General features: G+C 40.8%; 28 protein-coding genes and 1 pseudogene. 19 read left to right on the top strand and 10 right to left on the bottom strand.

Annotated features, from left to right (window positions below; genetic code table 11):
• The first annotated feature begins 55 nt into the window (after window positions 1–55).
• From hpxO to AXE82_RS11110, 5 genes are all read left to right on the top strand, one after another.
• Window positions 56–1,225 (top strand): FAD-dependent urate hydroxylase HpxO, encoded by a 1,170-nt coding sequence (gene hpxO / locus AXE82_RS11130; protein ID WP_062335070.1) that lies wholly within the window; start codon window positions 56–58, stop codon window positions 1,223–1,225.
• A 189-nt stretch (window positions 1,226–1,414) separates the two neighbouring features.
• Complete coding sequence (gene uraD / locus AXE82_RS11125; RefSeq protein WP_062335068.1) at window positions 1,415–1,918, top strand: 2-oxo-4-hydroxy-4-carboxy-5-ureidoimidazoline decarboxylase; 504 nt, start codon at window positions 1,415–1,417, stop codon at window positions 1,916–1,918.
• Window positions 1,915–2,262: a hydroxyisourate hydrolase gene (uraH, locus tag AXE82_RS11120; RefSeq protein WP_062335066.1), complete on the top strand. Its 348-nt coding sequence runs from the start codon at window positions 1,915–1,917 to the stop codon at window positions 2,260–2,262. The genes uraD and uraH overlap by 4 nt, the downstream gene beginning before the upstream one ends.
• A 38-nt stretch (window positions 2,263–2,300) precedes the next feature.
• Window positions 2,301–3,683 carry a nucleobase:cation symporter-2 family protein gene (locus tag AXE82_RS11115; protein WP_062335064.1) on the top strand — a complete coding sequence of 461 codons (1,383 nt, stop codon included), beginning with the start codon at window positions 2,301–2,303 and terminating at the stop codon, window positions 3,681–3,683.
• Window positions 3,684–3,792: 109 nt separating this feature from the next.
• Window positions 3,793–5,049, top strand: coding sequence for an OprD family outer membrane porin (locus tag AXE82_RS11110; RefSeq protein ID WP_115304629.1), 1,257 nt, complete (start codon window positions 3,793–3,795; stop codon window positions 5,047–5,049).
• A gap of 248 nt (window positions 5,050–5,297) precedes the next feature.
• Here AXE82_RS11110 and AXE82_RS11105 read toward each other — a convergent pair whose 3' ends face one another.
• The 5 genes from AXE82_RS11105 to AXE82_RS11085 are packed head-to-tail and all read right to left on the bottom strand — an operon-like array spanning window position 5,298 to window position 9,355.
• Entirely contained in the window at window positions 5,298–5,825 is a 528-nt protein-coding gene (locus AXE82_RS11105) for an ureidoglycolate lyase (RefSeq protein ID WP_062335060.1), read from the bottom strand.
• Between the two features lie 14 nt (window positions 5,826–5,839).
• Window positions 5,840–6,865: an allantoicase gene (alc, locus tag AXE82_RS11100; RefSeq protein ID WP_062335058.1), complete on the bottom strand. Its 1,026-nt coding sequence runs from the start codon at window positions 6,863–6,865 to the stop codon at window positions 5,840–5,842.
• Between the two features lie 15 nt (window positions 6,866–6,880).
• Complete coding sequence (gene puuE, locus AXE82_RS11095; protein ID WP_062335056.1) at window positions 6,881–7,873, bottom strand: allantoinase PuuE; 993 nt, start codon at window positions 7,871–7,873, stop codon at window positions 6,881–6,883.
• Window positions 7,874–7,902: 29 nt separating this feature from the next.
• Window positions 7,903–8,595, bottom strand: a complete 693-nt coding sequence (locus AXE82_RS11090; RefSeq protein WP_062335053.1) for a GntR family transcriptional regulator — start codon at window positions 8,593–8,595, stop codon at window positions 7,903–7,905.
• 37 nt (window positions 8,596–8,632) lie between these two features.
• A complete protein-coding gene (locus tag AXE82_RS11085) occupies window positions 8,633–9,355 on the bottom strand; it encodes an aspartate/glutamate racemase family protein (RefSeq protein ID WP_062335050.1) in 723 nt (240 codons plus the stop codon).
• A 229-nt stretch (window positions 9,356–9,584) separates the two neighbouring features.
• On the opposite strand from AXE82_RS11085, the gene AXE82_RS11080 reads away from it, so the two are divergent.
• Window positions 9,585–11,084: an NCS1 family nucleobase:cation symporter-1 gene (locus tag AXE82_RS11080; RefSeq protein WP_062335048.1), complete on the top strand. Its 1,500-nt coding sequence runs from the start codon at window positions 9,585–9,587 to the stop codon at window positions 11,082–11,084.
• A 202-nt stretch (window positions 11,085–11,286) separates the two neighbouring features.
• Here AXE82_RS11080 and AXE82_RS11075 read toward each other — a convergent pair whose 3' ends face one another.
• From AXE82_RS11075 to AXE82_RS11060, 4 genes are all read right to left on the bottom strand, one after another.
• A complete protein-coding gene (locus AXE82_RS11075) occupies window positions 11,287–11,616 on the bottom strand; it encodes a helix-turn-helix domain-containing protein (RefSeq protein ID WP_062335046.1) in 330 nt (109 codons plus the stop codon).
• Window positions 11,617–11,731: 115 nt separating this feature from the next.
• On the bottom strand, window positions 11,732–11,923 hold the full coding sequence (locus tag AXE82_RS12415) for a hypothetical protein (RefSeq protein WP_228706903.1): 192 nt from the start codon (window positions 11,921–11,923) through the stop codon (window positions 11,732–11,734).
• Between the two features lie 102 nt (window positions 11,924–12,025).
• Window positions 12,026–12,631 carry a recombinase family protein gene (locus AXE82_RS11065; RefSeq protein ID WP_062335043.1) on the bottom strand — a complete coding sequence of 202 codons (606 nt, stop codon included), beginning with the start codon at window positions 12,629–12,631 and terminating at the stop codon, window positions 12,026–12,028.
• A 174-nt stretch (window positions 12,632–12,805) separates the two neighbouring features.
• Window positions 12,806–12,997, bottom strand: a complete 192-nt coding sequence (locus tag AXE82_RS11060) for an AAA family ATPase (RefSeq protein WP_062335041.1) — start codon at window positions 12,995–12,997, stop codon at window positions 12,806–12,808.
• Between the two features lie 243 nt (window positions 12,998–13,240).
• On the opposite strand from AXE82_RS11060, the gene AXE82_RS11055 reads away from it, so the two are divergent.
• From AXE82_RS11055 to AXE82_RS11015, 11 genes and pseudogenes are all read left to right on the top strand, one after another.
• Window positions 13,241–14,089, top strand: coding sequence for a ParA family protein (locus AXE82_RS11055; RefSeq protein WP_062335040.1), 849 nt, complete (start codon window positions 13,241–13,243; stop codon window positions 14,087–14,089).
• On the top strand, window positions 14,082–15,008 hold the full coding sequence (locus AXE82_RS11050; RefSeq protein ID WP_062335038.1) for a ParB/RepB/Spo0J family partition protein: 927 nt from the start codon (window positions 14,082–14,084) through the stop codon (window positions 15,006–15,008). Before AXE82_RS11055 ends, AXE82_RS11050 begins: the two co-directional genes overlap by 8 nt.
• Before the next feature lie 112 nt (window positions 15,009–15,120).
• Window positions 15,121–16,104: a PDDEXK nuclease domain-containing protein gene (locus AXE82_RS11045; protein ID WP_115304628.1), complete on the top strand. Its 984-nt coding sequence runs from the start codon at window positions 15,121–15,123 to the stop codon at window positions 16,102–16,104.
• Window positions 16,105–16,155: 51 nt separating this feature from the next.
• Window positions 16,156–16,377 (top strand): hypothetical protein, encoded by a 222-nt coding sequence (locus AXE82_RS12480; RefSeq protein ID WP_228706902.1) that lies wholly within the window; start codon window positions 16,156–16,158, stop codon window positions 16,375–16,377.
• A gap of 28 nt (window positions 16,378–16,405) precedes the next feature.
• Window positions 16,406–17,056: pseudogene (locus AXE82_RS12475) on the top strand (type I restriction endonuclease); the annotation flags it as partial.
• Window positions 17,035–19,362 (top strand): type I restriction endonuclease subunit R, encoded by a 2,328-nt coding sequence (locus AXE82_RS11040; protein ID WP_410477386.1) that lies wholly within the window; start codon window positions 17,035–17,037, stop codon window positions 19,360–19,362. The pseudogene AXE82_RS12475 and the gene AXE82_RS11040, both read left to right, overlap by 22 nt.
• A gap of 557 nt (window positions 19,363–19,919) precedes the next feature.
• On the top strand, window positions 19,920–20,876 hold the full coding sequence (gene repM / locus AXE82_RS11035) for a replication initiation protein RepM (protein WP_065252193.1): 957 nt from the start codon (window positions 19,920–19,922) through the stop codon (window positions 20,874–20,876).
• A gap of 58 nt (window positions 20,877–20,934) precedes the next feature.
• A complete protein-coding gene (gene umuD / locus AXE82_RS11030; RefSeq protein ID WP_062335035.1) occupies window positions 20,935–21,387 on the top strand; it encodes a translesion error-prone DNA polymerase V autoproteolytic subunit in 453 nt (150 codons plus the stop codon).
• Between the two features lie 117 nt (window positions 21,388–21,504).
• Window positions 21,505–22,842, top strand: a complete 1,338-nt coding sequence (locus AXE82_RS11025; protein ID WP_228706900.1) for a Y-family DNA polymerase — start codon at window positions 21,505–21,507, stop codon at window positions 22,840–22,842.
• 20 nt (window positions 22,843–22,862) lie between these two features.
• Window positions 22,863–23,543 (top strand): SOS response-associated peptidase, encoded by a 681-nt coding sequence (locus tag AXE82_RS11020; protein ID WP_062335032.1) that lies wholly within the window; start codon window positions 22,863–22,865, stop codon window positions 23,541–23,543.
• 6 nt (window positions 23,544–23,549) lie between these two features.
• The gene (locus AXE82_RS11015) at window positions 23,550–24,203 is read left to right on the top strand and encodes a 3'-5' exonuclease (protein ID WP_062335031.1); all 654 of its coding nucleotides are present in this window, start codon (window positions 23,550–23,552) and stop codon (window positions 24,201–24,203) included.
• A 52-nt stretch (window positions 24,204–24,255) separates the two neighbouring features.
• Here AXE82_RS11015 and AXE82_RS11010 read toward each other — a convergent pair whose 3' ends face one another.
• Window positions 24,256–24,495, bottom strand: a complete 240-nt coding sequence (locus tag AXE82_RS11010) for a helix-turn-helix domain-containing protein (protein WP_062335029.1) — start codon at window positions 24,493–24,495, stop codon at window positions 24,256–24,258.
• A gap of 177 nt (window positions 24,496–24,672) precedes the next feature.
• Between AXE82_RS11010 and AXE82_RS11005 the strand changes: the two genes are divergently transcribed.
• Window positions 24,673–24,957, top strand: a complete 285-nt coding sequence (locus AXE82_RS11005) for a hypothetical protein (protein ID WP_062335027.1) — start codon at window positions 24,673–24,675, stop codon at window positions 24,955–24,957.
• A 59-nt stretch (window positions 24,958–25,016) separates the two neighbouring features.
• On the top strand, window positions 25,017–25,382 hold the full coding sequence (locus AXE82_RS11000; protein WP_062335025.1) for a hypothetical protein: 366 nt from the start codon (window positions 25,017–25,019) through the stop codon (window positions 25,380–25,382).
• Window positions 25,383–25,707 lie beyond the last annotated feature (325 nt).

Genomic DNA, 25,707 nt, shown 5'->3' with positions numbered 1-25,707 from the left:
ATAAATACAATTATTTTTTATATTGTATACAAATTATGTTAAATAAGGAGCATTTATGAAAATTATCATTATTGGTGCAGGTATTGGTGGCTTGAGTGCGGGGATTGGACTCAAAAAACAAGGACACCAAGTTACTGTTTATGAGCGTGTGGAAAAGATTTTGCCAGTTGGAGCGGCTATTTCGGTTTGGTCAAACGGTGTTAAATGCTTAAACTATCTGGGATTAAACGAGGAAGTCAAAGCATTGGGTGGTGACATGGCGAACCTAGCCTATATTGATGGTTTCACCAATTCGGTGATGACCCAATTTAGTCTACAGCCCTTGGTCGAAGAAGCAGGTCAAAAGCCTTACCCCGTGTCTCGGGCTGAATTGCAAGCAATGCTAATGGAAGCTTTTGGAAAAGAGGATGTCAAACTAGGCATCGGCTTAGTCAATATTGAGCAGAATTTATCCGAAAAAGATAGCAAAGTGACAGCGTATTTCTCCGATGGTTCGTCTGATACTGCTGATTTGTTAATTGGAGCGGACGGTACACACTCATTTACTCGTGAATATATACTTGGCAAAAAACTCGAGAGACGTTACGCAGGGTATGTCAATTGGAATGGTCTAGTGGAAATTGATGAATCCATCGCACCTGCTGATCAATGGACGACATTTGTAGGTGAAGGAAAACGGGTGTCACTCATGCCAATAGCAGGTGGACGGTTCTATTTCTTCTTCGACGTACCATTACCTGTTGGCCTACCCAATGAAAGAGATAATTATAAAACGTTATTAAAACAATACTTTACAGGGTGGTGTGAGCCAGTACAAAAACTTATCGACAAAATTGACCCTGCCAAAACTAACCGTGTCGAAATCCATGATATTGAGCCATTTGATACTTGGGTAAAAGGTCGGGTCGTCTTATTAGGGGATTCTGCTCACGGTACAACCCCCGATATTGGGCAAGGTGGCTGTCAAGCCTTAGAAGATTCGATTTATTTAACTCGTTCCTTGGCGATTAATACCAACAGTATTGACGATGCGTTGAAACGTTATGTCGAAGTGCGAGCACCACGAGCCAATCATTTAGTAATGGTCGCTCGCAAACGTTGCGGCGTGACCCATGGGGAAGATCCAGCCGCAACTCAAGCATGGTACGACGAACTTCGCCAAGAAGATGGCAAGCGAATATTACAAGGTATTCTCAATAATATTCAAGGCAATCCTTTAGATTAAAATTAAGAAATTCACTTCAAAAAAAACCCTGTTTTAACAGGGTTTTTTTATAGGCAATGATTAAACAAAAAGAAAATTATAGATATTGTATACAATAAAATAATTATTTTATGAAAAATTGTAAAAATCGGCACAATAATTGCTAACCTTAAAATAGCAATAAAACCATTGATTTAGGAAAAATAGCTAGTGAATATAACTGAATTTAACCAACTTTCACCCAATGAAGCAGAGACGCTATTAAAAAATTGTGTACAAATTAATGAGTGGGCTAACCGCATTGTCACCCAACGCCCTTTTAGCGATAGTCAGCAGTTATACAATTTTGCCAAAGACCAAGCAATGACTTGGACATGGCAACAAATTAGCGATGCCTTGGGCAATCATCCTCGAATTGGTGAGAAAAAAGCCATCCAATCCTTGAATGAAAGAGAACAACAATTCTCTAAAAACGAGCAAAGCAACGTTAACCTCACCAATGCAGTGCAGGATGCTCTATATAAAGGGAATGTAGATTATGAAAATAAATTTGGCTTTATTTTTTTGATTCGGGCATTAGGTAGAAGCACTGAAGAGATACTGGCTGAATTAAACCGCCGTCTTAACAATACGCCAGAACAAGAACAGCTTGAAGTTAAAGACCAACTTTCACAAATTGCACTTTTACGATTAAAACAGGAGGTAACTGCATGACTACATTAAGCACCCACATTTTAGACACCACGCTTGGACTACCTGCAAGTAATGTTCAAGTGAGTTTATACCAACTACAAAACGAAATGCCACAGCTACTCAGCCAAGGAATTACCGATGAATCAGGCAGAATCAAGCAGTTTGAATTACCCAGTGATAATCGAGCGTTAGCAATAGGTGAGTATCAATTAGTATTTGCGACAGCTGAGTATTTTGCCAAGAATAAAAGAGCGTGCTTTTATCCGAAAGTGACAATCGACTTTGTTCTTGATGGCACACAAGCTCATTGTCATGTGCCATTGCTGATTAGCTCTTATGGTTTTTCGACTTATCGTGGCAGTTAGACAAAATCTTTAAAAAAAATGAGAAATAAAAGGAGATTATGATGACTATAAATACATTCACCACTATACGACCTGAAGACGAACAACTCGGTATGACTAAAAACGTGGCTTATGGCTTGCAACACGTTTTAACGATGTACGGCGGTATTATCGCAGTGCCACTTATTATTGGTTCGGCGGCGGGATTAAAACCTGCCGAAATCGGAACACTTATCGCAGCAAGTTTATTTGTGGGGGGATTAGCTACGCTTTTACAAACCCTTGGTATTAAATACTTTGGGGCGAAACTACCTATTGTGCAAGGCGTGTCATTTGCCGGGGTAGCCACTATGCTGGCGATTATTACTACAGGTGGTAGTTTACCTATGGTATTTGGTGCGGTAATGGTAGCATCAGTGGTTGGCTTAATTATCTCACCTTTCTTTTCTCGTTTATTAAGATTTTTTCCCCCTGTGGTGACAGGGTCAGTCATTACCATGATTGGCTTGTCTCTAATTCCCGTAAGTATTCGCTGGATAATGGGTGGTAATCCAAAAGCACCAACATGGGGTGACCCTGGTAATGTTGGGTTAGCATTAGCAACTTTGGGTGTTATTTTATTACTCAGTATCACTCGTAATCCTTTGGTGCGTCGCTTGGCTATTTTGATAGCAATGGCGGTTGGGACAATCATTGCTGCGATGTTTGGTATGGTTGATTTTTCCAAAGTAGGTACAGGAGCATTCTTTGCTATTCCCAATGTTTTCCAATTCGGTGCCCCTGTCTTTGATGTAGCTGCCATTATCTCAATGTGTATTGTGACATTGGTCACCATGACAGAAACGACAGCAGACATTTTGGCCGTTGGTGAAATTGTGGGCACATCTGTCGATGAACGCCGTGTCGGTGACGGTCTGCGTGCAGATTTACTCTCTAGTGCGATTGCTCCAATGTTTGGTTCATTTATGCAAACGGCATTTGCTCAAAACGTTGGTTTAGTAGCTATGACAGGAATTAAAAGTCGTTTTGTGGTGGCAACTGCGGGTGCAATTTTGGTGACTCTAGGTTTATTGCCTGTTTTAGGTCGTGTCGTGGCATCTATACCTATGCCAGTTTTGGGCGGTGCAGGAATCATTCTGTTTGGTAGCGTGGCAGCTAGCGGCATTCGTACGTTATCTAAAGTTAATTATGAAAATCAAAATAATCTCATTATTGTAGCAACTGCCATCTCGATTGGTTTAATTCCTGTAGTGAGCCAAGATTTTTATGAGCATTTCCCAGCATGGGTAAAAACTCTGTTTCATTCTGGAATTAGTTCAACTTGCATCACTGCTATTTTGTTGAATTTATTATTTAACTCTAAATTGTTAGCAAGAAAATCGACTACACCATTAGCTGACACCGGAACGGCATCAACCTCATCAGCGGTGACTCATTATTAATTTTGAAAACTTTACACTTAATCATCTTTTGGAGGAAACAATGCAACAAACTTATTTAAAACACAAAAATTTATATTGGGCGATCTTAGTAGCTTTGGGATTACCGAGTATGGCTGTTGCTTCCCCTACCAATAATCCGCCTTTAACCCTAAATCATTTGTCAGGGGGGCAACAAGATTGCACCGTCAACAATAACTCAGTTGACAGTCTTGGTAAAGCCTTTAGCTGTGGTACTGTGAGTGGTGCAATCAAAACCGCCTATTATTCTCTTAATAACGCATATTTTGGTGGAAAAAGCCAAGATACCGTTGCAACAGGCGGTTACATCCGCTATGAAACTGCCCCGTTTTATGGCGTACAAGCAGCCGTTGGTTACGACATCCAACGTAGGCTTGATGATGATAATGGACATGCCGAAGTTAGTGAATTTAAAAATGATAAAGATGGTCTTGCTGAAGCTTATGTAAAATGGCAAAACGATAAAGCGCGTGTCACTGTGGGCAACCAGCGTTTGGATGTTCCATTTTTGGGGGATTACTCCGATTTTCGTATTTTGCAAAACCTGTATCAAGCCGCTGACGTCAAATTGGGTAACAATGATGACTTCATCCGAGCGACCAAAGTGAATAAATTCAAAAGCTATGGCGAAGACGAATTTTATAAAACCAGTCGTCAAAGTGCCATAAAAGAAACTGATGGTATGTGGTCAGTGGGTGCGGGCAAAAGTTACAAACTTGCCAATGGCAATCAGTTAAAAGGGCAAGTTTGGTATGAAGATTATGATGATTACACCAAACTGGCGTATGCACAAGGCAATTATGCGTTAGCCAATCATCCATTAAAGCCTGAGTTTGCCGTGCAATACATCACAGGCAAAGACCAAGGGAAAGCGTTAGCAGGCAACGTCGATAGCCAAATGTATGGGGCTATGCTTAGTCTAAAACCTACAAACAATGCAACTGTGAAACTGGCGTATGACCGCATTCAACCACAAAGTGACGCTTATCGTAATGGAGCGTTATTGACACCTTATAGCACAAACACCTCATCGAGCGTGATTTTTGCTCAGCCGTTTTTTACCAGTACCCAAGACTTGGGGGCAGGTAATGCTTATATGATTGGCGTGGATGGCAAATATGACGACCAAACCAACCTTGGGGCGAGATTGTCTTATATGGATTTAAAAGAAAGCAAAAACGTCGATAGCCGTGACCAAACTGAGTTGATGGTGTATGGCATCCATAATTTCTCAGGTAAATTAAAAGGGCTTAGTATCAGCAACTTTGCAGGGATTCAGCATTCACCCCGTTTTGATGGACGAGAAAACTTTTGGCAAAACCGCTTAATGTTGTCTGTGAAGTTTTAAATAATTGATTGCCAAGGAGAGCTATTGGAATTCATGACATAGGGATATAATAACATTAGGAAATAACAATCATAGGATAATATTTCAAAACACTCAAATAATAAAAAACTTTTATAACAATATTAAAAACCCATTAAGTCTAAATTCTTAATGGGTATTATTTTTGATTAACCTTAGCAAAATAGGTATAAAAAAGGGCATATTTATCATGCCCTTTTTTCTTAAATTATTTTCTTATAACTGGGATATTAAAATTCTACCTGCACTTGCCACTCATTAATATCCAATTCAATACAATTTATGCCTTCACCACCCACTCTGTCGACCACTAAAAATTGACAAACTTGATTTAAAGCCAAAAGCGGATGATGCCATGTACCAGCATGATATTGCACCCCTTGGTCATGACGAGCATAAAATGCGTGTAACTCATCAGCCGACTTTGGATCATCACCTGCTTTGGCAACTACAACCAAATAATCTTGTTTATCCAAGCTAAAAAAAGCTTGAGAACCAAACGGATGATATTCCATCACTGACAGTACCGCAGGCAATGCGCGTGGCTGTGCCAAAAAGATGCTAAGCCCAACACTCCCACCATCATGGCTGACAGTGGCAAGTTGGTGATGACGCTCGGCAAAGCCTTGATTGATAGTAAACCGATTTTGTGGTGTTGCTTCATTATATTTATACAGCTCGATGACATCGCCAAACGGAGCAAAATCCGCTTTGGTCAACGGTTTGGCGGTTAGAGTAGTAGTTATATGTTTTGTCATATTATCCATTACCTTTAAGCAATTTTACCAAACAATTTAATTCGGCTAATCCCCCCGTCAGGAAAAATATTGACTCGTACATGAGTAATCGGTTTCTTCAGCACAATCTCGTTAAACTCATGCATACTATCGGCACTCAATTGCTGAGACTCAAGCAAGGTTTCCCAAAACATACTTTGGGTAATAAGAGCTTGCCTGGGCAAATCGGGAGCATATACAGCTTGAATCGATACTTTGTCAGGGAAATTACCTTTAAAAAATGCGGTATCGACCACGATTTTATTGACAATACCTGCTTGTCCTAACTTTAGAATACACCAGTCATTCCCTGGCTCACGACGGCGACGAGTCTCCCAACCTTCACCCATGTTTGGGGCTTTATTGGGTAGTAACAGATTACTTGCTTTACCAAAGTGGGCGTCGTTCCACGCAATCGCTTGACCGCCATTTAACGCACTTACCAAATCAATATCGCCTTGAGAATCAGTTGTTTCGGCAAAGACAATTTCACCGTACACACGCAAACGAGCAACACCACCATCAGGATAAATGCTTAATCGAATATGGGTGATTACACTGTCTGTGTTTTCACTTGCGATATAATGATGAGAATTACCTTGAAGGCTTACCATATTGGTGAGCGGTTGCCAGCTTTGTTGTGTCCAAAAATCTGCATTTTCACTATCATTAGCTTGTTCGAGCTTGATACCTTCAATTTGACATGCAGGCGGAAAGTTACCCGTAAAGTTGCTAGTATCAATGTCAAAACCCTGGATTTTGGCAGGTTTGGCAAGCTTAATTACCAAATAATCATTACCTAAATGGCGTTTACGACGGGTTTCCCAACCGTCCATCCATTTGCCATTGTCATCATATTTGCCGACGATAAATACTGCAGGTTCAGCATTTAAGATGCGCTCCTTAACCGCAAAAAACTCATCACTGGCAAATAACGCTTTTGCTCCAAGGCGGTCATCAGCAACGTTAATCAAATTGGTAAAATCGGGTAGGGTGGTTTCGATTGCAACAGGTTCACTCATTTTGTTATCCTTTTTTTAAAACAACCAATTGGCGGTATTGTCGCTAGTCGCTGGGTGATGTTCGTACCAATGTTTGGCGATTTCATCACGGCGACAAATCCACACATCTGGCTTACTGGTGATGTATTCGATAAATTTTTTGAGTGCAACAATACGTCCTGCACGACCAATCATGCGACAATGCAAGCCAATCGATAGCATTTTGGGCGTTTGTTGCCCTTCTTCATACAAGGTGTCAAAGCTGTCTTTCAAGTATTGATAAAATGGCTCGGCATTGGTGTAACCTGGGCTTGACGCAAATCGCATGTCATTGGTTTCAAGTGAGTAGGGGATAATCAATTGGGGAAGAGTGGTAATGCTATCGCCTTCGGTTACTCGTACATTGAGCCAGTAAGGCAATTCATCGGCATACGAGTCTGAGTCATATTGATAACCGCCTTGAGCCACTACTAATTCACGAGTATTGGGACTATCTCGTCCTGTGTACCAACCGATGGGTTGAAAGCCCATCATTTTTTTAAAGATTTCAGTAGCGTCGGCAATATGGCGAGCTTCAGTTTGTCTGTCCATCAGCTGATGATTGACCCAACGCAAGCCGTGACTTGCCACTTCATGCCCATCTTGAAGCACTCTCTCAAGGATATGCGGGGTGCGAGCAACCGACATGGCACAAGAAAAGGTCGTTAGCTTTAAATCATGGGCTTTAAACAAATCCAGTACTCGCCACACCCCAACACGGCTACCGTATTCAAATGCTGACTCAACTGATTGATGACGGTTTGGGAAAATCTGCGTGCCTAAAATATCGGATAAAAACATCTCAGAGCCAGCGTCACCGTGCATGACTGCATTTTCTGCCCCTTCTTCAAGGTTTAGCACAAACTGCACCGCAATTTTTGCCCCATTTTTCCAGTTGGCTTTGGGCGGATTGTCGCAATACCCCTTCAAATCTCGGGGATAATGCGGTAGGTCAATGGGGGTAACGTGCTTAAATTGCGGTGTGGACATAGTCGCTCCTAATGATAAAAACTGCGAATTTATTTATCGCCTAGTTTGTTAAATAATTCGTTAAAATTTGGCGGTTGTTTGGGTTGTGGCTCAATCAGTAACTGCTCGGCAAGTTCGGATAAATGTTCTGCCATATCATTTTTAAGTAACGCTTTATCGGTCTGTTGTAGCAGTTTGATTAAATCAAAATGGCAATGATTATCACATTGCATGGTCGTCGGATTGCTATACATGGCAATGGCAAGCGACGTGCGAGCAATCAGTTGCTCAATTAAAGTAATCAAAGTCACATTGTCGGTAAATTTGGCAAGTTGAATATGAAAATCGCCTGAGAGTTTATTGGCAAGTCCGTACTCTGCCTTCTGTAGAGCGGATAATTCATCGGCACAGATTTGATTAAGTTGAGTGATTTGACCATCGTTAAGTGGTAAGGCAAGCAAATCAATCACACCGAGTTCCAAAATTTGACGTGTCACAAAGATTTCATTCACTTGCGGTTTGCCCATTGATGCCACAAAACAACCCCGATTGGGCTGCTGCACCACGAGTTGCTCATAAATCAAACGTTGTAAAATCTTACGCACCCGAGTGCGACTGACATTAAAGCTTTTTGCTAATTCATCTTCGGGCAAATGGGTGTCTGGTTTGAGATAATGCTCATGAATCGCCCGAAACAGCATTTGGTACATTTGCTCGTCGGTAGTTTTTGTTAAATCGCTCATGGTGATTGCCTTAAAAAATGGATAGATTTAACTGCTATTATGCACCAAAACGTTGCAAGTCGCCCAAAAATGGTTTGGCTATTGGATACGCCAAATCGCCATGTTTACTGGTTTTTAAATTCATTCCAACCATGGCTTCAATCAATTTGACCGCACTTTTTACCCCATCAATCACAGGAATACCGACCGCTTGCTCAATGGCCTCAGTCAAATGCGACATACCACCGCAGCCTAGCACAATCGCACCCGCCCCATTATCACGAGCTTCAATCGATTTGTTGATAATTGCTTTAAAAGCGGTATCATCTTCTAACGCAAGCACTGGCATATCCACTGCCAACACTTGCGGACACAGGTGTGCATAGCCGTATTGTTGAAGCAAATGTTTAGCGATAATTACGGTGCGTTGTAGGCTCGTTACTACAGCAAACTGCGTACTTATCATGCTTGCCATGACAAACCCTGCTTGGGCAATGCCAATTACTGGTTTGTCGGTAAGCTCTCGCACCGCCCAAATATTGGGGTCACCAAAACACGCCAAAATCATGCCATTGGCGTTTTCACTATCCGCTTGTCGCACTTCTTCAGCGACACCGATAATGCTCATGGCTTCGTCAAAATGCGACTCAATCGACACCGCCCCATGCTTGGGCGTTCTGCCAATGATTTGCGTCCCTGCATTGGCAACGGCTTTGGCACTTTGCGTCATTTGCTCAGTCATGTGATGACTGGTGTTGGGGTTAATCAAGTGAATGTTCATGGCAATCCTAAAACTATCAATATCAGATGATTGTATACAATAAAATAGGTTTAAGCAAATCAATTTACTATTAAATATTCAATTATCATGCCAAATGGTAAAAATTTTAGGGTGGACATTGGCATTTGGCATGCTTTTTGCCGTTTCTTATTGCAACAGCCACCAAGTCATTAGATAAAATTGTATACAAATTTTTCTATGATTTAAAAACAATGCAAGGAGTAAAGCCATGCTTAAAACACCAAGTACTACCGTTCAACCGCCTTCTGCCGTGGTATCGCATTTTGGCACTGTTCATCAGACGCCGACAGGCTACAGCGACCGTTTGTATAACGAAGACCTTGCACCATTGGTGGCAGGTAAAGAGCGTAGCAATCGTCAAGATTGGAACTGGTATAATATCTTTGCGTTTTGGATGTCGGATGTGCACAGTGTCGGTGGTTATGTGTTTGCGGGCAGTTTGTTTGCGTTGGGCATTCAAAGTTGGCAAGTGCTACTCGCCTTGATTGTCGGCATTATGATTGTACAAGTGCTATGTAATCTCGTGGCAAAACCAAGCCAACAAGCAGGCGTACCGTATCCCGTAGCGTGTCGTATGCCATTTGGCGTATTTGGGGCAAATTTACCTGCGATTATTCGTGGTTTAATTGCGGTGGCATGGTATGGGGTACAAACTTTTTTGGCTTCAAAATCACTAGAAATTATCTTGCTATGGGCAATGCCAAGCTTGAAAGGCTTAGAACAAACCAACTTGCTTGGGCTAAATTTGCTCGGTTGGCTCGCCTTTATGGTGATGTGGGTACTTCAAGCTTTGGTGTTTTGGCGAGGGATTGATACCATCAAAAAATTTATCGATTGGGCAGGACCTGCGGTGTATGTAGTGATGCTTGCGTTAATGTGTTGGATTGTCAATCGTGCAGGATTAGCAAATATCAATTTAAACTTAGCTGAAGTAAAATATCATGGCATGGATTCTATTTTACCAACGATTACGGCGATTGCCTTAGTGGTGTCATATTTTTCAGGACCCATGCTCAATTTTGGTGACTTTGCTCGCTACGCCAAAAGTTATGATGAAGTAAAAAAAGGTAATTTTTGGGGGTTGCCGATTAACTTTACCTTATTTGCCTTGGTGACGGTAGTCATTACGTCAGGTACAATTCCTGTGTTTGGTAAAATGCTAACTGATCCGATTGATACGGTCTCTCGCATTGATAATGTGACAGTGATGTTATTGGGTGCCCTAACCTTTGTTACAGCCACCATCGGTATCAATATCGTAGCGAACTTCGTTGCTCCTGCCTTTGACTTTTCAAACGTTTCACCAAGAAATATTAGCTTTCGCATGGGTGGCTTTATTGCAGCGATTGGTGCAGTGTTTATCACACCTTGGAACTTATTTAATTCACCACAAGTGATTCATTATACCCTTGATATTTTAGCTGCCTTTATCGGTCCATTATTTGGTATTTTGTTGACGGATTTTTATTTAATCCGTAAACAAGTGATTAAAGTGGAAGATTTATACACTACTGACCCAAATGGTGCTTATTGGTATAGCAATGGCTGGAATCCAAAAGCGGTGATGGCATTAATTCCTGCAGTGATTGTAGGTGTGGCAATTACTTTGATGGGTTTAAAAGGGTTGGCGGATTTTAATTGGTTTATTGGGTGTGGTCTAGGTGCAGTCATGTATTATATATTGATGCCAAAAACCAATAATCATTAAAAATTGAGATCAGCACAGAAAACGGAAAAAATAGGACGGTCAGGACTTTTGTCGATTATTTTTAACTATCTTTTACTTGTCTAAAAAACGGTCGTTTTTTAGACATCTCATTCTGGGCAAAAAATAATGGCTTTTAGCCCTCATTCTTGTATAGCAAGTTGTCAATCAAACGAATGCTAACTATTTTTAACAGCAAAAGTTTTTAATGAGCAACGCGCAGTAACACTTGGGGTTCAACTTTTGCAATTTTCAGCAGAACGCTAGCCGCTTTTGATGGATAGCGTTTTCCTTGCTCCCAAGCTTGTAAGGTTCGAACTGACACACCTAGAATTTCAGCAAATTCTCGTTGTGATAGTCCCACATTCTGTCTGGCTTCAACTGCATCATTGACAACAGGTTGCTCACGTACCACACCTTGCCCGGCTTTAGCTTGTCGGACACTTTCAAGCAATAATGCCCCGAGCTCATCCCCAGTAAGCTCGTGGTTAGCCAAGTTAATAGTATCTAAGTCTTTCATGCTTTTTATTGCCATGTGTCTAATTCCTTTACCAAGTCTTTTAGTATATGAGCAGGAATATTTTCGGTTTTCGCCTTGGCATAAACCAATAGCATAAAGATTTTACCGTTTTCTAAGCGATTATAATAAATCACTCTAACACCACCGCTTTTACCACACCTTGCCTAGCAAAACGCACTTTACGAACACCGCCACTTTTAGGAACAACATCACCAATATCAGGATTTTGGCTAATCATGGTATGGAGTTCGCCCTGTTCTTCTTTGGTTAATAGGCTATCAACCATTTTTATATATAAAGGCGTTTCAACAATGGTAAACATAAATAATCTCACATACTACATTGTAGTAGTATAACAGACTATTCATTTAAATTAACCTCAAAATTTAAATGCTATAGGCTTAAAAAACAGGTAATGCGAAGGTTATTCAGAATTTAGCAAATCTACCCCTGCCTTTTTAAGCTCTCCTTTCGCCGTCACATAGTGGTACAGCGTACTGCTGGGAATATCACCAAGCTCCTTACAAATCGCTGGGATACTTTTGGTTTGGTCTTGCATCAGATGCTGAGCATAACGAAGTTTCTCAGCCGTCATAATTCTAGGCCTGCCGCCTTTACGTCCCCGAGCCCGAGCCGCTGCGATTCCCTCTTTTACCCGCTGGCGGATAATATTGCGCTCCATCTCTGCAAACGCCGCTTGAATTTGTAAAAACGCCCGACCTGCAGGGGTGGTGGTATCCATCGGTGAATTGATGGCTTTAAAACCAATATCTTTCTCAGCCAGTTCATCAATGAGTTTGATTAGGTCGCTGGCTAACCGCCCTAACCTATCTAAATCCAAAACAACTAGCACATCCCCTCTTCGCAAATAATTGAGACAATCATCCAAGCCTTTCCGTTGGGAATTACTACCCGATGCCTTGTCTTCAAAAATTCGTTCACAGCCGATTTCTGTTAACGCATCAACTTGACGGTCAAGCAATTGTTTTCCTTCAGAAGTTGACACTCGGGCATAACCGATGAAACCCATGGTGTAATTCTCAAGATAAATTATAGGTTGTCGTGAATAAAATTTATCATAACTTAAAGTTATGATAATTCACAATATTAGAAAATAAAAATTGTGCATTATAATTGATTTTCGTAATTTATCGTTATGATAAAAAACTTCAAAATTTACGCAACTGTTTACCTTGAAAAAAAGTTACAGATAGCTGATTGGCAAGGCAAGCAACTCTGTCTTGCCTGTATGATTAAGCATGAATAGCATCGGCTCATCACTTGCTGGTGCCAATTGTAGTGGGTCGTCAAAGTTGATGTATTGATAATATTTACCTTGACTCTGTGCAATATGCTTGAGCAAGGTTGATTTACCGAATTTTCTGGCGCCTGTCACTATAATGGCAGGGCATTGAGTGATAAGTGTGGCTAAGATTGAATGAAGATGATTGGGATATACATAAGGAAATCATTCTAAATTTAGTTCAATTTCATATTGTAAATGAAATTGAACTAAAAATGACTTAATAAAAAACTATGACTGTGGCAATTTGCCACACTTTTTTATTTGGAAATAATCGCTATTTGTTGCCTAATCTTATATACTATCATACACGTTTTTGAATGGTATCGAACACAAATGATAAATAAAAACACTAAGATAATAGCCGTTGCTAACCATAAGGGCGGCTGTGGCAAAACGACGACCGTGGTCAACCTGGCAGCAGAACTGGCAAAGCTTGAACTATCTGTCCTAGTCATTGACCTTGACCCTCAAGCTAATGCAAGTCTACATATTGGCAAAGACCACCCTAGCGAAGTCAGCGTCACCATCGCTGAACTATTACTATCGGAAGCTGAAAAACTTCCTCTAGCTATTCATGAGGATACTAATATAGAGGGGGTATCACTTATCTATGGATCATTAGCGCTAGGTGCTGCAGAAGATAAATTGAAAGAAGAAGCGCCACGTCCTTCAGAGGAATTAAGAGACAAAATATCTCCGTTAATAGGTTTATATGATGTTATTCTTATTGACTGTCCACCTAGTTTGAAACTATTGACCAGTAATGCCTTAGCTGCGGCAACCGATTTAATTATACCGATTGAATCGGGTTCTCAGTACGGAATGTATGGCGTAACTGATTTGGTTAAACACCTTCAAAAAATTTATCGTATTAACCCTAAACTTAATTTATTAGGCGCATTGCTGATACGCCATGATGAACGCCAAACGGTTTGCAAGCTCATCGAAAGTTCAGCCAGAGAGCAGCTTGGAAAACTGATTCCTATTAAAATTCCTACTAGTACCAAAATTAATCAGGCTGCTATGGCCCAAACCAGTATCCAAAGAATTGACCGTACCTCCAAGGTCGCTCGTGAATTTAGAAAATTTGCATTATGGGTGGTGAATGAATTAAATCTACCCATTCATAAAGATAATCAAGAAGATTTAGTCATTGGAAATAATGAGGCTGATGATGAGTAAAGATATCAAAGCATTGTTAGCCCAGAAGTTAGCTGAGAACAGCGCAAAGCATCTTAATGCAAATCAGTCAGCTCATTTAGAGTTGGGCAATGAACTAAAAAAGTTACCGCTAAATAAAGTACGTCCTAACCGTTTTCAGCCCCGTACTGTATTTGATGAAAAAGAAATTGCTAGTTTGGCTGAATCTATTAAAGAGATGGGGCTTTTACAGCCGGTTACAGTTCGAGAGATCGATGAAGGAAACTACGAGCTAATCGCTGGTGAACGCCGATTTAAAGCGCATGATTTACTGGGCAAAACTCATATCGATGCAATTGTGACCCAAGCAGATGATAGTGAAATTGCCATTTTAGCATTAGCAGAAAATGCGAGTCGAGAAGATCTTTGCGATTTTGAAATTGGTAAAGCACTGCGTAGTATCGAATCGTTATTTCCAAATAAGTCTCGTTTAGCAGAAGCCGTTGGTATTGATCGCAAAGAGATGTATCGATATTTCGCTTACCGCGATTTACCAGCAAGTTTTTTAGAAAAGGTTGAACGCAATCCTAAATTGCTCTCTCGCTCGGCAGCCTATGATATCAAGCAAGTTATTAATGAACTACAACTATCAGAACAACAAACAACAGAAATCTTATCCCATGTCTGGGATATGTTAGAGCTTGGTAAGCTCGAACAAGGAAAAATTGCAGAATTTATTAGGCAACAAAGCTTAAAGTTAAGCCAAGATATTTTAACACCCGCTATTGCTGCACCTTTAGATATAAAACCAATCATTTCTAATGGTAAACCGATTGGAAAATTTCATCACAAAGGCAAAAAGTATGTGGTCGAAATCAATGCCAAAGACTTAGACCAACAACAACGCACTGAGATTGAGCAATTTATCGAAATGTTAATGACAAAAAATGTGTCATCTTAAACTTTCTATCCAAAAAAGAAAAACTGTGGCAATTTGCCACACTTTTTAACTAATCATGAAAAATCGAAACTGTGGCAATTTGCCACACTTTCCAAACAAGAGAAAATTATCAATGTCTTTAACCGAGCAAACCAGCGAACAGAGCTACCAAGACTGGCTCAATCAGCTCAAAACACAGATTCGCTCATCTCAACAACGAGCTATACTTGCGGTTAATCAAGAACTGGTGCTGTTATATTGGCAAATCGGACAAAACATCCTACAACGTCAAGACCAACAAGGTTGGGGTGCAAAAGTTGTTGACAGACTATCCAAAGACCTATCCGCCGAATTCCCAGAAATCAAAGGCTTTTCTACTCGCAACCTAAAATATATGCGTAAGTTTGCCGAAGCATGGCAAGATAAGCAAATAGTGCAGCAGGCTGTTGCACTATTACCATGGGGTCATAATCTTGTACTATTGGATAAATTTTCTGACAATGAAACAAGACTATGGTACGCCCAAAAAGCCATTGAACATGGTTGGTCACGCAATGTCTTAGTCCATCAAATAGAAAGCGGTCTGCTAGAACGCACAGGACAAGCCGTCAATAATTTTTCGCAAACATTGCCCAAGATACATTCAGATTTGGCGACCCAAACTTTCAAAGATCCTTATATTTTTGACTTTCTCAGCTTAGGCGAAGCCTATCATGAACGAGAATTAGAAACCGCTTTAACTCAGCATATTATGGCATTTTTACTTGAGTTAGGGACAGGTTTTGCGTTTGTTGGCAAACAGCGGCATATTGAAGTTGGTGGTGACGATTTTTATATCGATTTGCTTTTCTATCATCTGCAACTTCGCTGTTACGTTGTCATCGAATTGAAAACAGGCGATTTTAAACCTGAGCATATCGGGCAACTCAATTTCTACGTGACTGCAGTCGATAGGCAACTCAAAACCGAACATGACACACCAACAATAGGCTTGTTACTTTGTAAAAGTCGTAACGAAGTCGTGGTTGAATATGCACTCAATCAAAACCCCCAACCGATTGGCGTTGCAGTTTATCAATTAGAAAAAATGTTGAACGAGTTAGAATTAGACAAATAAAACTGTGGCAAATTGCTACACTTTCCAAAAAATAAGAATACGGACATTCCCATGAGCAAAATTTACGACTCTGACAGCGAACAAATGGCTATCGAACAACTTCAAGCCATCGGCTATCGCCACGTTTATGGCGTCGATATCGAACCCTATGGCATCAAACCCCTACGAGCCTATAGCCAAGTTTTGCTCCAAGACAATGTCTTACAAGCTATCGCTACCATCGACCCACAACTCACCCCAGAACAATGCCTTGAAGCGTATCAGCCAACATAACCAACTCACCACACCCAATAATGTCTGCAATAATTTAGCCTTTCACCGTTGGCTTACCGAAGGCATCGCCCTAGAAATCCACAAGGACGGCAACAGTCAAGGCAAGCAGGTCTGGTTAATTGACTGGAACGAACCGAGCAACAACGAATTTTTGGTCATTAACCAACTCACCATCACCCATGATAGCCCCAAAGGCAAATATAAACGCCGACCCGACCTTATTTTGTATATCAATAGCATTCCGCTCGTCGTTATCGAACTAAAAAACGCCACCGATGCCAACGCCACTATTCAAGGCGCGTATAACCAAATCCAAACCTACCAAGCCCAAATCCCCCAACTATTTACCTACAATGCGTTCTGCGTGGTATCAGACGGACTAGAGGCCAAAGCAGGGACACTTTCGGCGGATTTTAGCCGTTATATGACATGGAAAACCAAAACAGGCGACACAGAAGCCCACCGCCACGAGCCACAACTTAATGTCTTAATTCAAGGTTTGCTTAACCCAGTCACACTACTGGATATGGTACGGCATTTTATTGTCTTTGAAGCTAAAAAAACCGAAGACAAAAACGGTATTATCATCATCGGTAATATTAAAAAATGGCGGCATATCATCAGTATTATGCGGTTAATAAGGCAGTATTATCAACCATCCGAGCGAGTAGTGAAAATAGTGATGAGGATGACACCCCAAAAAATAATCTTAGTAACAAAAAAGCAGGCGTCGTTTGGCATACTCAAGGCTCGGGAAAATCCCTGTCAATGGTGTTCTATACAGCCAAAATCGTGCTTGCCATGAATAACCCAACCGTGGTTATATTGACCGACCGTAACGACTTAGACGACCAGCTTTTTGCCACATTCTCGGCATCGGTTCGATTGCTTAGGCAATCTCCAAAGCAAGCCGGAGATCGAGAGCAGCTCAAAGAACTACTTAAAGTCAATTCTGGCGGTTTCATTTTTACCACCATTCAAAAATTCCAGCCAGAAGACGGTAGCAATGTCTATGACACGCTGTCCGAACGCCATAATATCATCGTCATCGCCGACGAAGCGCACCGCTCGCAATATGGCTTTGCCGCCAAAGAAGTCGATGTCAAAAACGATGCTGGCGACGTGACGGGCAAACGCACGGTTTATGGTTTTGCCAAATATTTGCGTGATGCCTTGCCCAATGCCACTTATCTAGGCTTTACAGGCACACCGATTGAAAAAAACGATATCAACACCCCAGCGGTGTTTAGTGATTATGTTGATATTTACGACATCTCCCAAGCCGTTGAAGATGGGGCAACGGTGCGGATTTTCTATGAATCACGGCTTGCCAAAGTGGCGATTAGTGACGAAGGCAAAAAATTGATAGCCGACTTTGATGAAGATTTTAACGAAGACGAACTCACCGCCACTCAACAAGCACGAGCCAAATGGGTCAAAGCCGAAGCCTTAATCGGTAGCCATGACCGTATCCAAGCGGTCGCTGCCGACATCGTACAACACTTTGAACAACGGCTATTTGCCAATGCCAACCAAGGTAAAGGCATGATTGTTGCCATGTCTCGGCGGATTGCAGTGGATTTGTACAATGCGATAATTGCATTACGCCCAGCGTGGAGCAGTGATGATTTATACGACGGCGTCATCAAAGTGATTATGACCTCATCGGCAGCCGATGGGGCAGCCCTTGCCAAGCATCATACAACGAAAAAAGACCGCCAAATTTTAGCAAACCGTATGAAAGACCCAGAGGATAAGCTCAAACTGGTTATCGTGCGGGATATGTGGCTAACAGGCTTTGACGCTCCCAGTATGCACACGCTTTACATCGATAAACCGATGAAAGGTCATAACTTAATGCAAGCGATTGCCCGTGTCAATCGGGTGTACAAGGATAAAGCAGGGGGCTTGATCGTTGATTATCTGGGTATTGCTGCCGATCTGAAAGAAGCCTTGAGCTTTTACTCAGATGCTGGCGGTAAGGGCGACCCAGCCGTGGTGCAAGATGAAGCCGTCATTATCATGAAAGAAAAACTGGAAGTGTTAGACGGCATTATGCACGGTTACGACTATCACAAATACTTTACCTCAGACACCGCTGAAAAACTCAAAATCATTCTCGAACCCGAAGATTTTATCTTAGGCATTGAGCAAGGGGAAGGAAAGACCCGTTTTATTCGTGCTGTAAGCTCGCTCAGTCAATCTTTCCCCCTAGCCGTACCCCATCCTACCGCAATGGAAAATGCACCCCTTGTAGCGTATTTCCAAGCGGTTAAAGCACGTTTGGTCAAATTCAATGAACCGACGACCAATTCTGCAGGTATCGGCAACAGCGAATTGGAAACTAGAGTTAAACAGACCATTGACCAGGCCTTAGTGAGTGAAAAGGTCGTCGATATCTTTGATGCCGCTGGTATTCAAAAACCCGACATCTCTATCTTATCTGATGAATTCATGGAAGAAATGCGAGATTATGAACACAAAAACATTGCTCTAGAAACTCTTAAAAAACTACTGAATGATGAAATAAAAGTGCGAGAGCAACACAGCGTTACCCAAGGCAAAAAACTCATGGACATGCTCAACAACGCTATCAAAGGCTACCAAAACAAAGTCTTAACTGCAGCTGAAGTAATTGAAGAGCTTATTAAGTTAGCCAAAGAAATCAAACTATCTGACAATTTAGCCAATGAACTTAAACTCACTAATTTTGAATATGCGTTTTACTCTGCGGTTGCCGAAAATGACAGTGCCAAAGAACTCATGGGTAAAGATAAACTGCGAGAACTCGCCATTGTTTTAACATCAACCATTCGTAATAACATAAGTGTTGATTGGACAATCAAAGAATCTGCTAGAGCCAAAATTCGTACTGTCGTAAAACGTTTGCTCAGGAAATATGGTTATCCACCTGATATGGAGCTTTTAGCTACAGAACTCGTATTACATCAAGCAGAGGTAATTGCTGATCAATTAGTTAGCTAAAAAAGCTTTATATTTTATTTACTGTTTTTGATAAAAAAATAAGACGACGTTTCATTACCTCACTATTTTAATGATAAAAGTAGGTTTTTAATGTTTTTAATGTTTTTAAATACTTTTAATAGTTTTTAAACAAGCCGCAAGTCGCCCATACCAAGGCTTATATAAGATATTAGACGACGTTTAGTTACCCATAAGACGACGTTTAGTTACCCATAAGACGACGTTTAGTTACCTATAAGACGACATTTAATTACTCATAAGACGACGTTTAATTACTCATAAGACGACGTTTAATTACTCATAAGACGACGTTTAGTTACCTTAAATAAAGATATCTAAATATATATTATTAGACGACATTTAGTTACCTTAAAATTTTTAAAATAATAGGACGACAAATTGTTACCTCAGGATTGATTCAGATAAATTTATTATAAGACGACATTTTATTACCAATTTAATTCCCAATGATTCATATAAAACGCATAATATATCTGTTGCGTTTAAACGACATAAAAAATATAATCGTCTTAAATAAGTTTTTAAAATAAACTCAAATGTCTAAATCTTCAACTCAAAAAGATATAGTCGTTAAGTCTAATAGACTTAATTCTGCACTTCAAAATTTAAGCCTAGCTGAAATACGAATTATCCAATTAGCGATTGTAGATGCTCGTGAAAGTGGAAAAGGTCTAGATCCATCTACGCCTTTAACAATTAGTGCGTCACGCTATGTAGAGGTATTTGAAACTACGCGACAAAATGCCTATATGAGGATTAAAGAAACTGAAGAGACATTGTTTAATCGCCGATTTAGCTTTATTGATGAAGATGGTCTACTGGTAAAAAGTCGTTGGTTGTCTCAAGTGCGGTATTTAGATAACCAAGGTGAAATTGAATTATCTTTTACGCCAGCTGTAGTCAAGGGAATTAGCAGAATTGATGGTGCAGTTGATTTTTTTACTCAGTATTCTTTACAACAAACATCTGGTTTGGATAGCGCTTATTCAACTCGGCTATATGAATTACTCGTTCAATGGAAAGCGGCAAAAAAGACACCTTTATTTGAATTAGAAACATTTAGAGCGCAGTTAGGATTGCAAGAAAACGAATATGCGAGGATGTTTGATTTTAAAAAACGTGTCTTAGATATGGCAGTTAATGAAATTAATAAAGTGACTGACTTAAAAGTGTCCTACCAACAAATTAAAGAGGGACGGAGTATCATAGGATTTATTTTTACGGTAACTTTAAAAAATAAAGAAGCACCATTAAAGGATGTAAAACGTGATACCAATACCCTCGATATGTTCGTGCCAATGACCGATAGTCAGCGTTACCATTTTGCAAAAAAGTTATCCAAGCTTCATGAATTATCTTACCTTGCTAAAGGGGAGGCAGGTCGAAACTATGACGTGTTTGCCGAACAAATTGCCAATGAGCTTTCAGATCCTGAGCGAGTTAAGTTTTATGAAAAGTACTTAGTGCAAGTAGGATTTAAAAAATCAATTTGAAATTTAGGATTAATGAAATTAGCATAGTTATACCAATTATCAATATGACGAACCTATTATGACCGTCACCATCCTTCACCGACTCGAAGCCCAAAGCTACCAACCCATTCCTTTGTTTTTAGAACCCATTCCAGCAGGATTTCCCTCACCTGCTGAAGGCTATGTTGAAGAATGTGTGGATTTAAATGACTTGTGTATCGATCATCCTAATGCCACTTTCTTAGTCAGAGTCGATGGGTTGTCGATGATTGATGCCGGTATCTATCCCAATGATTTGCTAGTGGTGGATCGGAGTCTTGAGCCCCAACATGGCGACATTATCGTCGCTCGCTTATTTAACGAATTCACCGTTAAAGAGCTCAATCTTTATCCTTATCCAAGTTTAATTGCCCATAACGAATCCTTTGAAGACATTACCTTAGTCGGTGAAGTTGACTTTGAAGTATTTGGTGTGGTCACCAATGTCATTCGCCCCATTGGTCGCGGCACTAAACGTCCTATCTACAAGTAAGTTTTCATTTCATCTAATTTCTTATCACTGTTTACAACTCACACGACGACCATCGTCGTTTAATCGTTATTTGTCATTTCGATGTCTTGCTTTTTTTTCTACACTAAAGACTCATTTTTGATTGTCTTAGTACATATGTATGCCTTAATTGATTGCCATAGCTTTTATGCGTCTTGCGAAAAACTGTTTCGTCCTGACTTAACACATCGACCGGTCGTGGTGCTATCTAATAACGATGGCTGTGTGGTGGCTAGATCGGCTGAAGCGAAGGCATTAGGGATTAAGATGGGCATCCCTTACTTTCAGATTAAAGACTTTCTACAGCAACATCGTGTGGCGGTGTTTAGCTCCAATTACGCTTTGTATGCCGATATGTCAGCGCGGGTGATGAATACACTTGAACAGCTGTGTCCTGACGTAGAAGTATATTCGATTGATGAAGCGTTTTTATACCTAGGTCGCTATCCAGCGGCGCTTAACGATTTAACAGCTTACGCCAAGCTCATTAAAACTACCGTTGAGCGTCATACTGGCATTCCAGTAGGGGTTGGGGTTGGGAAGACCAAGACCTTGGCGAAACTGGCCAATTACGCCGCTAAAACGCATCCAGCGACGCAAGGGATTTGTGTGTTAGATAAAGCCAGCTGGATTGAGCGGTTAATGACCATTACACCGGTTGAAGAGGTATGGGGGATTGGTCGTCAGCATACTAAAAAACTACACAGTCTAGGCATTACCACGGTGGCGCAGTTTGCGGCGATGCCACACAGCTTAGTGCGCGAGCGCTTTAACGTGGTGCTAGAGCGCACCAATCTTGAATTAAATGGGGTGATGTGTTTAGGTCTAGAAGCGGCAATGGCTAAACAAGAAATTGTGTCATCGCGCTCCTTTTCTAAAAAAATCAGCGAGTTTGATGACTTAAGCCAAGCGGTGATGGGTCATGTGTCTAAAGCAGCGGTCAAACTGCGTAAGCAGCAAAGCGTGTGTAAGATACTGGTGGTGTTTGCCAAGACCAGTGCCTTTAACCCCAATGAGCCTTACCAAAGTATTCGTGGTCAATATCAGTTTATTAATGCCACCTGTGATACCCGGGTGATGATTGCTGGCGCTAGACAAGTACTAGAGCGGATTTATAAACCTAATTTAAAGTATGCCAAAGCCGGTGTCATGCTGTGTGCTATTCAAGATCAGGCTACCATCGTTGATGATTTGTTTGAGAAGCCTGACCTCTTAAAACAGCAGCAATCACAAAAGCTAATGGCAGTGATGGATGCCATTAATCAGCAGATGGCGCACCAGAGCAAAGCTCAAGCCAGAGGTTCATCTAAAGGCAATGGTGGCCGATTGTATATTGCCAGTACCGGCATAGCCAAGCAGCAAGACTGGCAGATGAATCGAGCGTTTTTAAGCCCAAGCTATACCACCAAACTGTCTGATTTATTAACTGTGCATTAATTTAACTAAGAGAACCCTGTATGTGTGCCAACTTTCAACCGATTACTCAAGCGCAAGCGTCACGCTTTACCAATCAGCAGTTAAGCTTTGACTTTAAAGACGATATCTATCCGGGTTACGAGGCACCGATACTATTTGCCAATATCGGTGACCCCGCAGAGTGGCGATCTGCGATGTTTGGTATGATTCCTAAATGGGCCAAAGACACCAGTTTTGCTAAACACACCTACAATGCCCGTAGTGAAACCGTTGCCGGTAAACCAAGTTTTAAACACGCTTGGTACAATAACCAGTTTGCGTTAATTCCGGTACAAACCATCTATGAGCCTAAATACATTAACGGAAAAGCGCATCGCTATGGCATTCACCGCGAAGATAATGAGCCTTTTACCGTGGCTGGATTATATGAGATGGTAAAAATTGGCGATCAATTGATTCGCTCCATGACTATGCTCACCATTAATGCCGATCAGCATCCGTTTATGTCCCAGTTTCATAAACCTGAAGATGAAAAACGCTCGATTGTGGTGATTGAGCCTCAGCATCGAACGGATTGGCTTAACATGACGCATGAGAACGCATTTGAGCTTTTGTTACCAATGGGAGAGGGATATACAGCCGAATACCGTCCAAAGCCGTCAAAAACGCATGACAGTGCGCCTAATGAAGATTTATTGGATTTACTGTTGCCTAAGTCGTAATAAAATATGGGGATAGACGATTTAAACCATCAGCAGCAAATGAGTGGCTTGGCTAATAAACAACCCATCAGTCATTTGACCAAAGATGAGCAGATTGCCGTCATCTTTGATCGGGTAGCTGCCTATAACCAAACACATGACACCAGCAAACCATTATTCTTTGATACCGAAACCACCGGTGGCGGCAGGGAGGATCAAATCATTGAAATTGCGTTTTGTGATAGTGATAGAAATCTGATTATCGACACGCTAATCTACACAGATATACCTTCAAGTACAGGCGCATTTAAGGTGCATGGTATTTATCCTCATGAGCTGATAGGTAAGCCTACCTTTATTGATATTCAACCCGCGATTGTACAGTTGCTCAAAGGAAGAACCCTGTATGCCTATAACGCAAATTTTGATATTCGTATGATGCGCCAATCGGGTCATAAACTTCGCTTGCAGCAAGTTGGGGTTAAATGCTTGTGCAAGCAGTTTGCTGATTTTATCGGGCAATACTCACCGTATTTTAAAGCCAATCGCTATTTTAGCCTAAGCAAGGCTATGGCCCACTTTGGGGTAGAGCATAGCAATGCGCACCGAGCAGCAGCCGATGCGTTAGCCTGTGTGACGGTATGGCAGGGGATGGTGAAAAGTCATCATTGGGATTATTGAATGACGTATCATATTAAAATACAGCTATGTAGTAGGGAACAGAGCAACCTAATTAATAAGGTTGCTCTTTTTTTACGGTAGCGGTTTGCTCATCGTCTTCATATATGATGATATCGCCAGGCGTGCAGTCAAGTAGTTTGCATAAGCGTTCTAAAGAAGCGAAGTCTATGCGTGTCACCTCATTGTTATATAAACGATAGAGTGTGGTCCGTCCCATGTCGGTCAAGCGGTCTGCATCAGCAACTCGAATCCCTTTTTGAGCGAATAACACTGGTAGATTAAGTTTAATCATAAATATTTTCCACAAATTAACACAAAGTTATTGCTAGTGGAACAATAAATGTTTATAATAAATTCCACAAGCGGTAATATTATTACTATATAGAGTAATTTATCACCATCTAAAAGTAATGTTATTATGCCATATAGCTATTGATTTTACCAAAACTATCCCATAAGGAGCACAAAAATGCACCCAAACCCCGTCATCCAACAAATCTATAACCAACTCGATCAAAGAGAAAACCGCCAACAGCAAATTAATAAGCTTACAAGCCAACTAATCAAAGAACAGCGGATACAACCAGGTGACAACCTTTACCTATTTCTAGGACTCATCAAACGCTGCAACAACACCCAAGCCATTCAAACATGGATTTCAGAAATATTAGACGAAATAGACGTAAACGACGACCAAGAAAAATACCAACAGCTTGAGCATAAATTTCTAAAACTTATGCCAGAAATAGCATAGAACAAGTCCCTTTAACAACCGCCAAAATCACAAGCCTAACCTAAAAAAAGGACCATCATATGCACTACAAATACCTCGCAAAAAACCACATCAGTGAACAACAAACCATCATTGTGCGTGACTACTTTGAAACCCCACTAGAAACTCACGGCAATCATTTAGATCACATCACACATATCTGTCAGTATTACAACATCAGTGCGCCGTTATTAAGCGAGATGGTCAGCCACTTCAAAATCTATGACACCCAAACCCACTGTAGAGAGTGCAACATCATGCGACAAATCTACGAACCGACCTATAACTATCAGAACCAAAAATTCAATTGGATATGCGATGACTGTCATCAATTTATCCAACAGCCATTTAACAGCACTTTTTCAGCAGAACGATTCTATAATGAAGACGATGACTGTCCCTTCTAAAATCTTATTGGCCAAAATCATTTTATGAATGCCATCATAAAAAAAACATAAAGATCTTGCTTAAAAAAGACAGCTAACGAAAATGAACTGGCTGTCTTTTTCAAAAAAAACATCACTAAAAAATTAAAAATCATCCCAAAAAATATTCACCAACAGAAAAATCACGTTAAGAATCTCAAAAAAAACTCAGCAGCTTAGTCAAACTCACTAAAAGCATCCTGCTCATTTTCGCCAATTACTCATCCCTATCAAACATCAACCGCTATTATCAAAACAATATCATCACTCACTAAAAAACTATCACCAACTCAGATACAAAACCGCA

The sequence above is a fragment of the Moraxella osloensis genome (assembly GCF_001553955.1).
Classification (GTDB): Bacteria; Pseudomonadota; Gammaproteobacteria; order Pseudomonadales; family Moraxellaceae; genus Faucicola; species Faucicola osloensis.
This window is presented reverse-complemented; position numbering and strand designations above follow the sequence as displayed.

Coding starts and splice junctions, on each gene's coding strand:
- hpxO (WP_062335070.1), top strand. CDS start 56: ATGAAAATTATCATTATTGGTGCAGGTATTGGTGGCTTGAGTGCGGGG.
- uraH (WP_062335066.1), top strand. CDS start 1,915: ATGACTACATTAAGCACCCACATTTTAGACACCACGCTTGGACTACCT.
- AXE82_RS11115 (WP_062335064.1), top strand. CDS start 2,301: ATGATGACTATAAATACATTCACCACTATACGACCTGAAGACGAACAA.
- AXE82_RS11110 (WP_115304629.1), top strand. CDS start 3,793: ATGGCTGTTGCTTCCCCTACCAATAATCCGCCTTTAACCCTAAATCAT.
- AXE82_RS11105 (WP_062335060.1), bottom strand. CDS start 5,825: ATGACAAAACATATAACTACTACTCTAACCGCCAAACCGTTGACCAAA.
- alc (WP_062335058.1), bottom strand. CDS start 6,865: ATGAGTGAACCTGTTGCAATCGAAACCACCCTACCCGATTTTACCAAT.
- puuE (WP_062335056.1), bottom strand. CDS start 7,873: ATGTCCACACCGCAATTTAAGCACGTTACCCCCATTGACCTACCGCAT.
- AXE82_RS11090 (WP_062335053.1), bottom strand. CDS start 8,595: ATGAGCGATTTAACAAAAACTACCGACGAGCAAATGTACCAAATGCTG.
- AXE82_RS11085 (WP_062335050.1), bottom strand. CDS start 9,355: ATGAACATTCACTTGATTAACCCCAACACCAGTCATCACATGACTGAG.
- AXE82_RS11080 (WP_062335048.1), top strand. CDS start 9,585: ATGCTTAAAACACCAAGTACTACCGTTCAACCGCCTTCTGCCGTGGTA.
- AXE82_RS11075 (WP_062335046.1), bottom strand. CDS start 11,616: ATGGCAATAAAAAGCATGAAAGACTTAGATACTATTAACTTGGCTAAC.
- AXE82_RS12415 (WP_228706903.1), bottom strand. CDS start 11,923: ATGTTTACCATTGTTGAAACGCCTTTATATATAAAAATGGTTGATAGC.
- AXE82_RS11065 (WP_062335043.1), bottom strand. CDS start 12,631: ATGGGTTTCATCGGTTATGCCCGAGTGTCAACTTCTGAAGGAAAACAA.
- AXE82_RS11055 (WP_062335040.1), top strand. CDS start 13,241: ATGATAAATAAAAACACTAAGATAATAGCCGTTGCTAACCATAAGGGC.
- AXE82_RS11050 (WP_062335038.1), top strand. CDS start 14,082: ATGAGTAAAGATATCAAAGCATTGTTAGCCCAGAAGTTAGCTGAGAAC.
- AXE82_RS11045 (WP_115304628.1), top strand. CDS start 15,121: ATGTCTTTAACCGAGCAAACCAGCGAACAGAGCTACCAAGACTGGCTC.
- AXE82_RS12480 (WP_228706902.1), top strand. CDS start 16,156: ATGAGCAAAATTTACGACTCTGACAGCGAACAAATGGCTATCGAACAA.
- repM (WP_065252193.1), top strand. CDS start 19,920: ATGTCTAAATCTTCAACTCAAAAAGATATAGTCGTTAAGTCTAATAGA.
- umuD (WP_062335035.1), top strand. CDS start 20,935: ATGACCGTCACCATCCTTCACCGACTCGAAGCCCAAAGCTACCAACCC.
- AXE82_RS11020 (WP_062335032.1), top strand. CDS start 22,863: ATGTGTGCCAACTTTCAACCGATTACTCAAGCGCAAGCGTCACGCTTT.
- AXE82_RS11015 (WP_062335031.1), top strand. CDS start 23,550: ATGGGGATAGACGATTTAAACCATCAGCAGCAAATGAGTGGCTTGGCT.
- AXE82_RS11010 (WP_062335029.1), bottom strand. CDS start 24,495: ATGATTAAACTTAATCTACCAGTGTTATTCGCTCAAAAAGGGATTCGA.
- AXE82_RS11005 (WP_062335027.1), top strand. CDS start 24,673: ATGCACCCAAACCCCGTCATCCAACAAATCTATAACCAACTCGATCAA.
- AXE82_RS11000 (WP_062335025.1), top strand. CDS start 25,017: ATGCACTACAAATACCTCGCAAAAAACCACATCAGTGAACAACAAACC.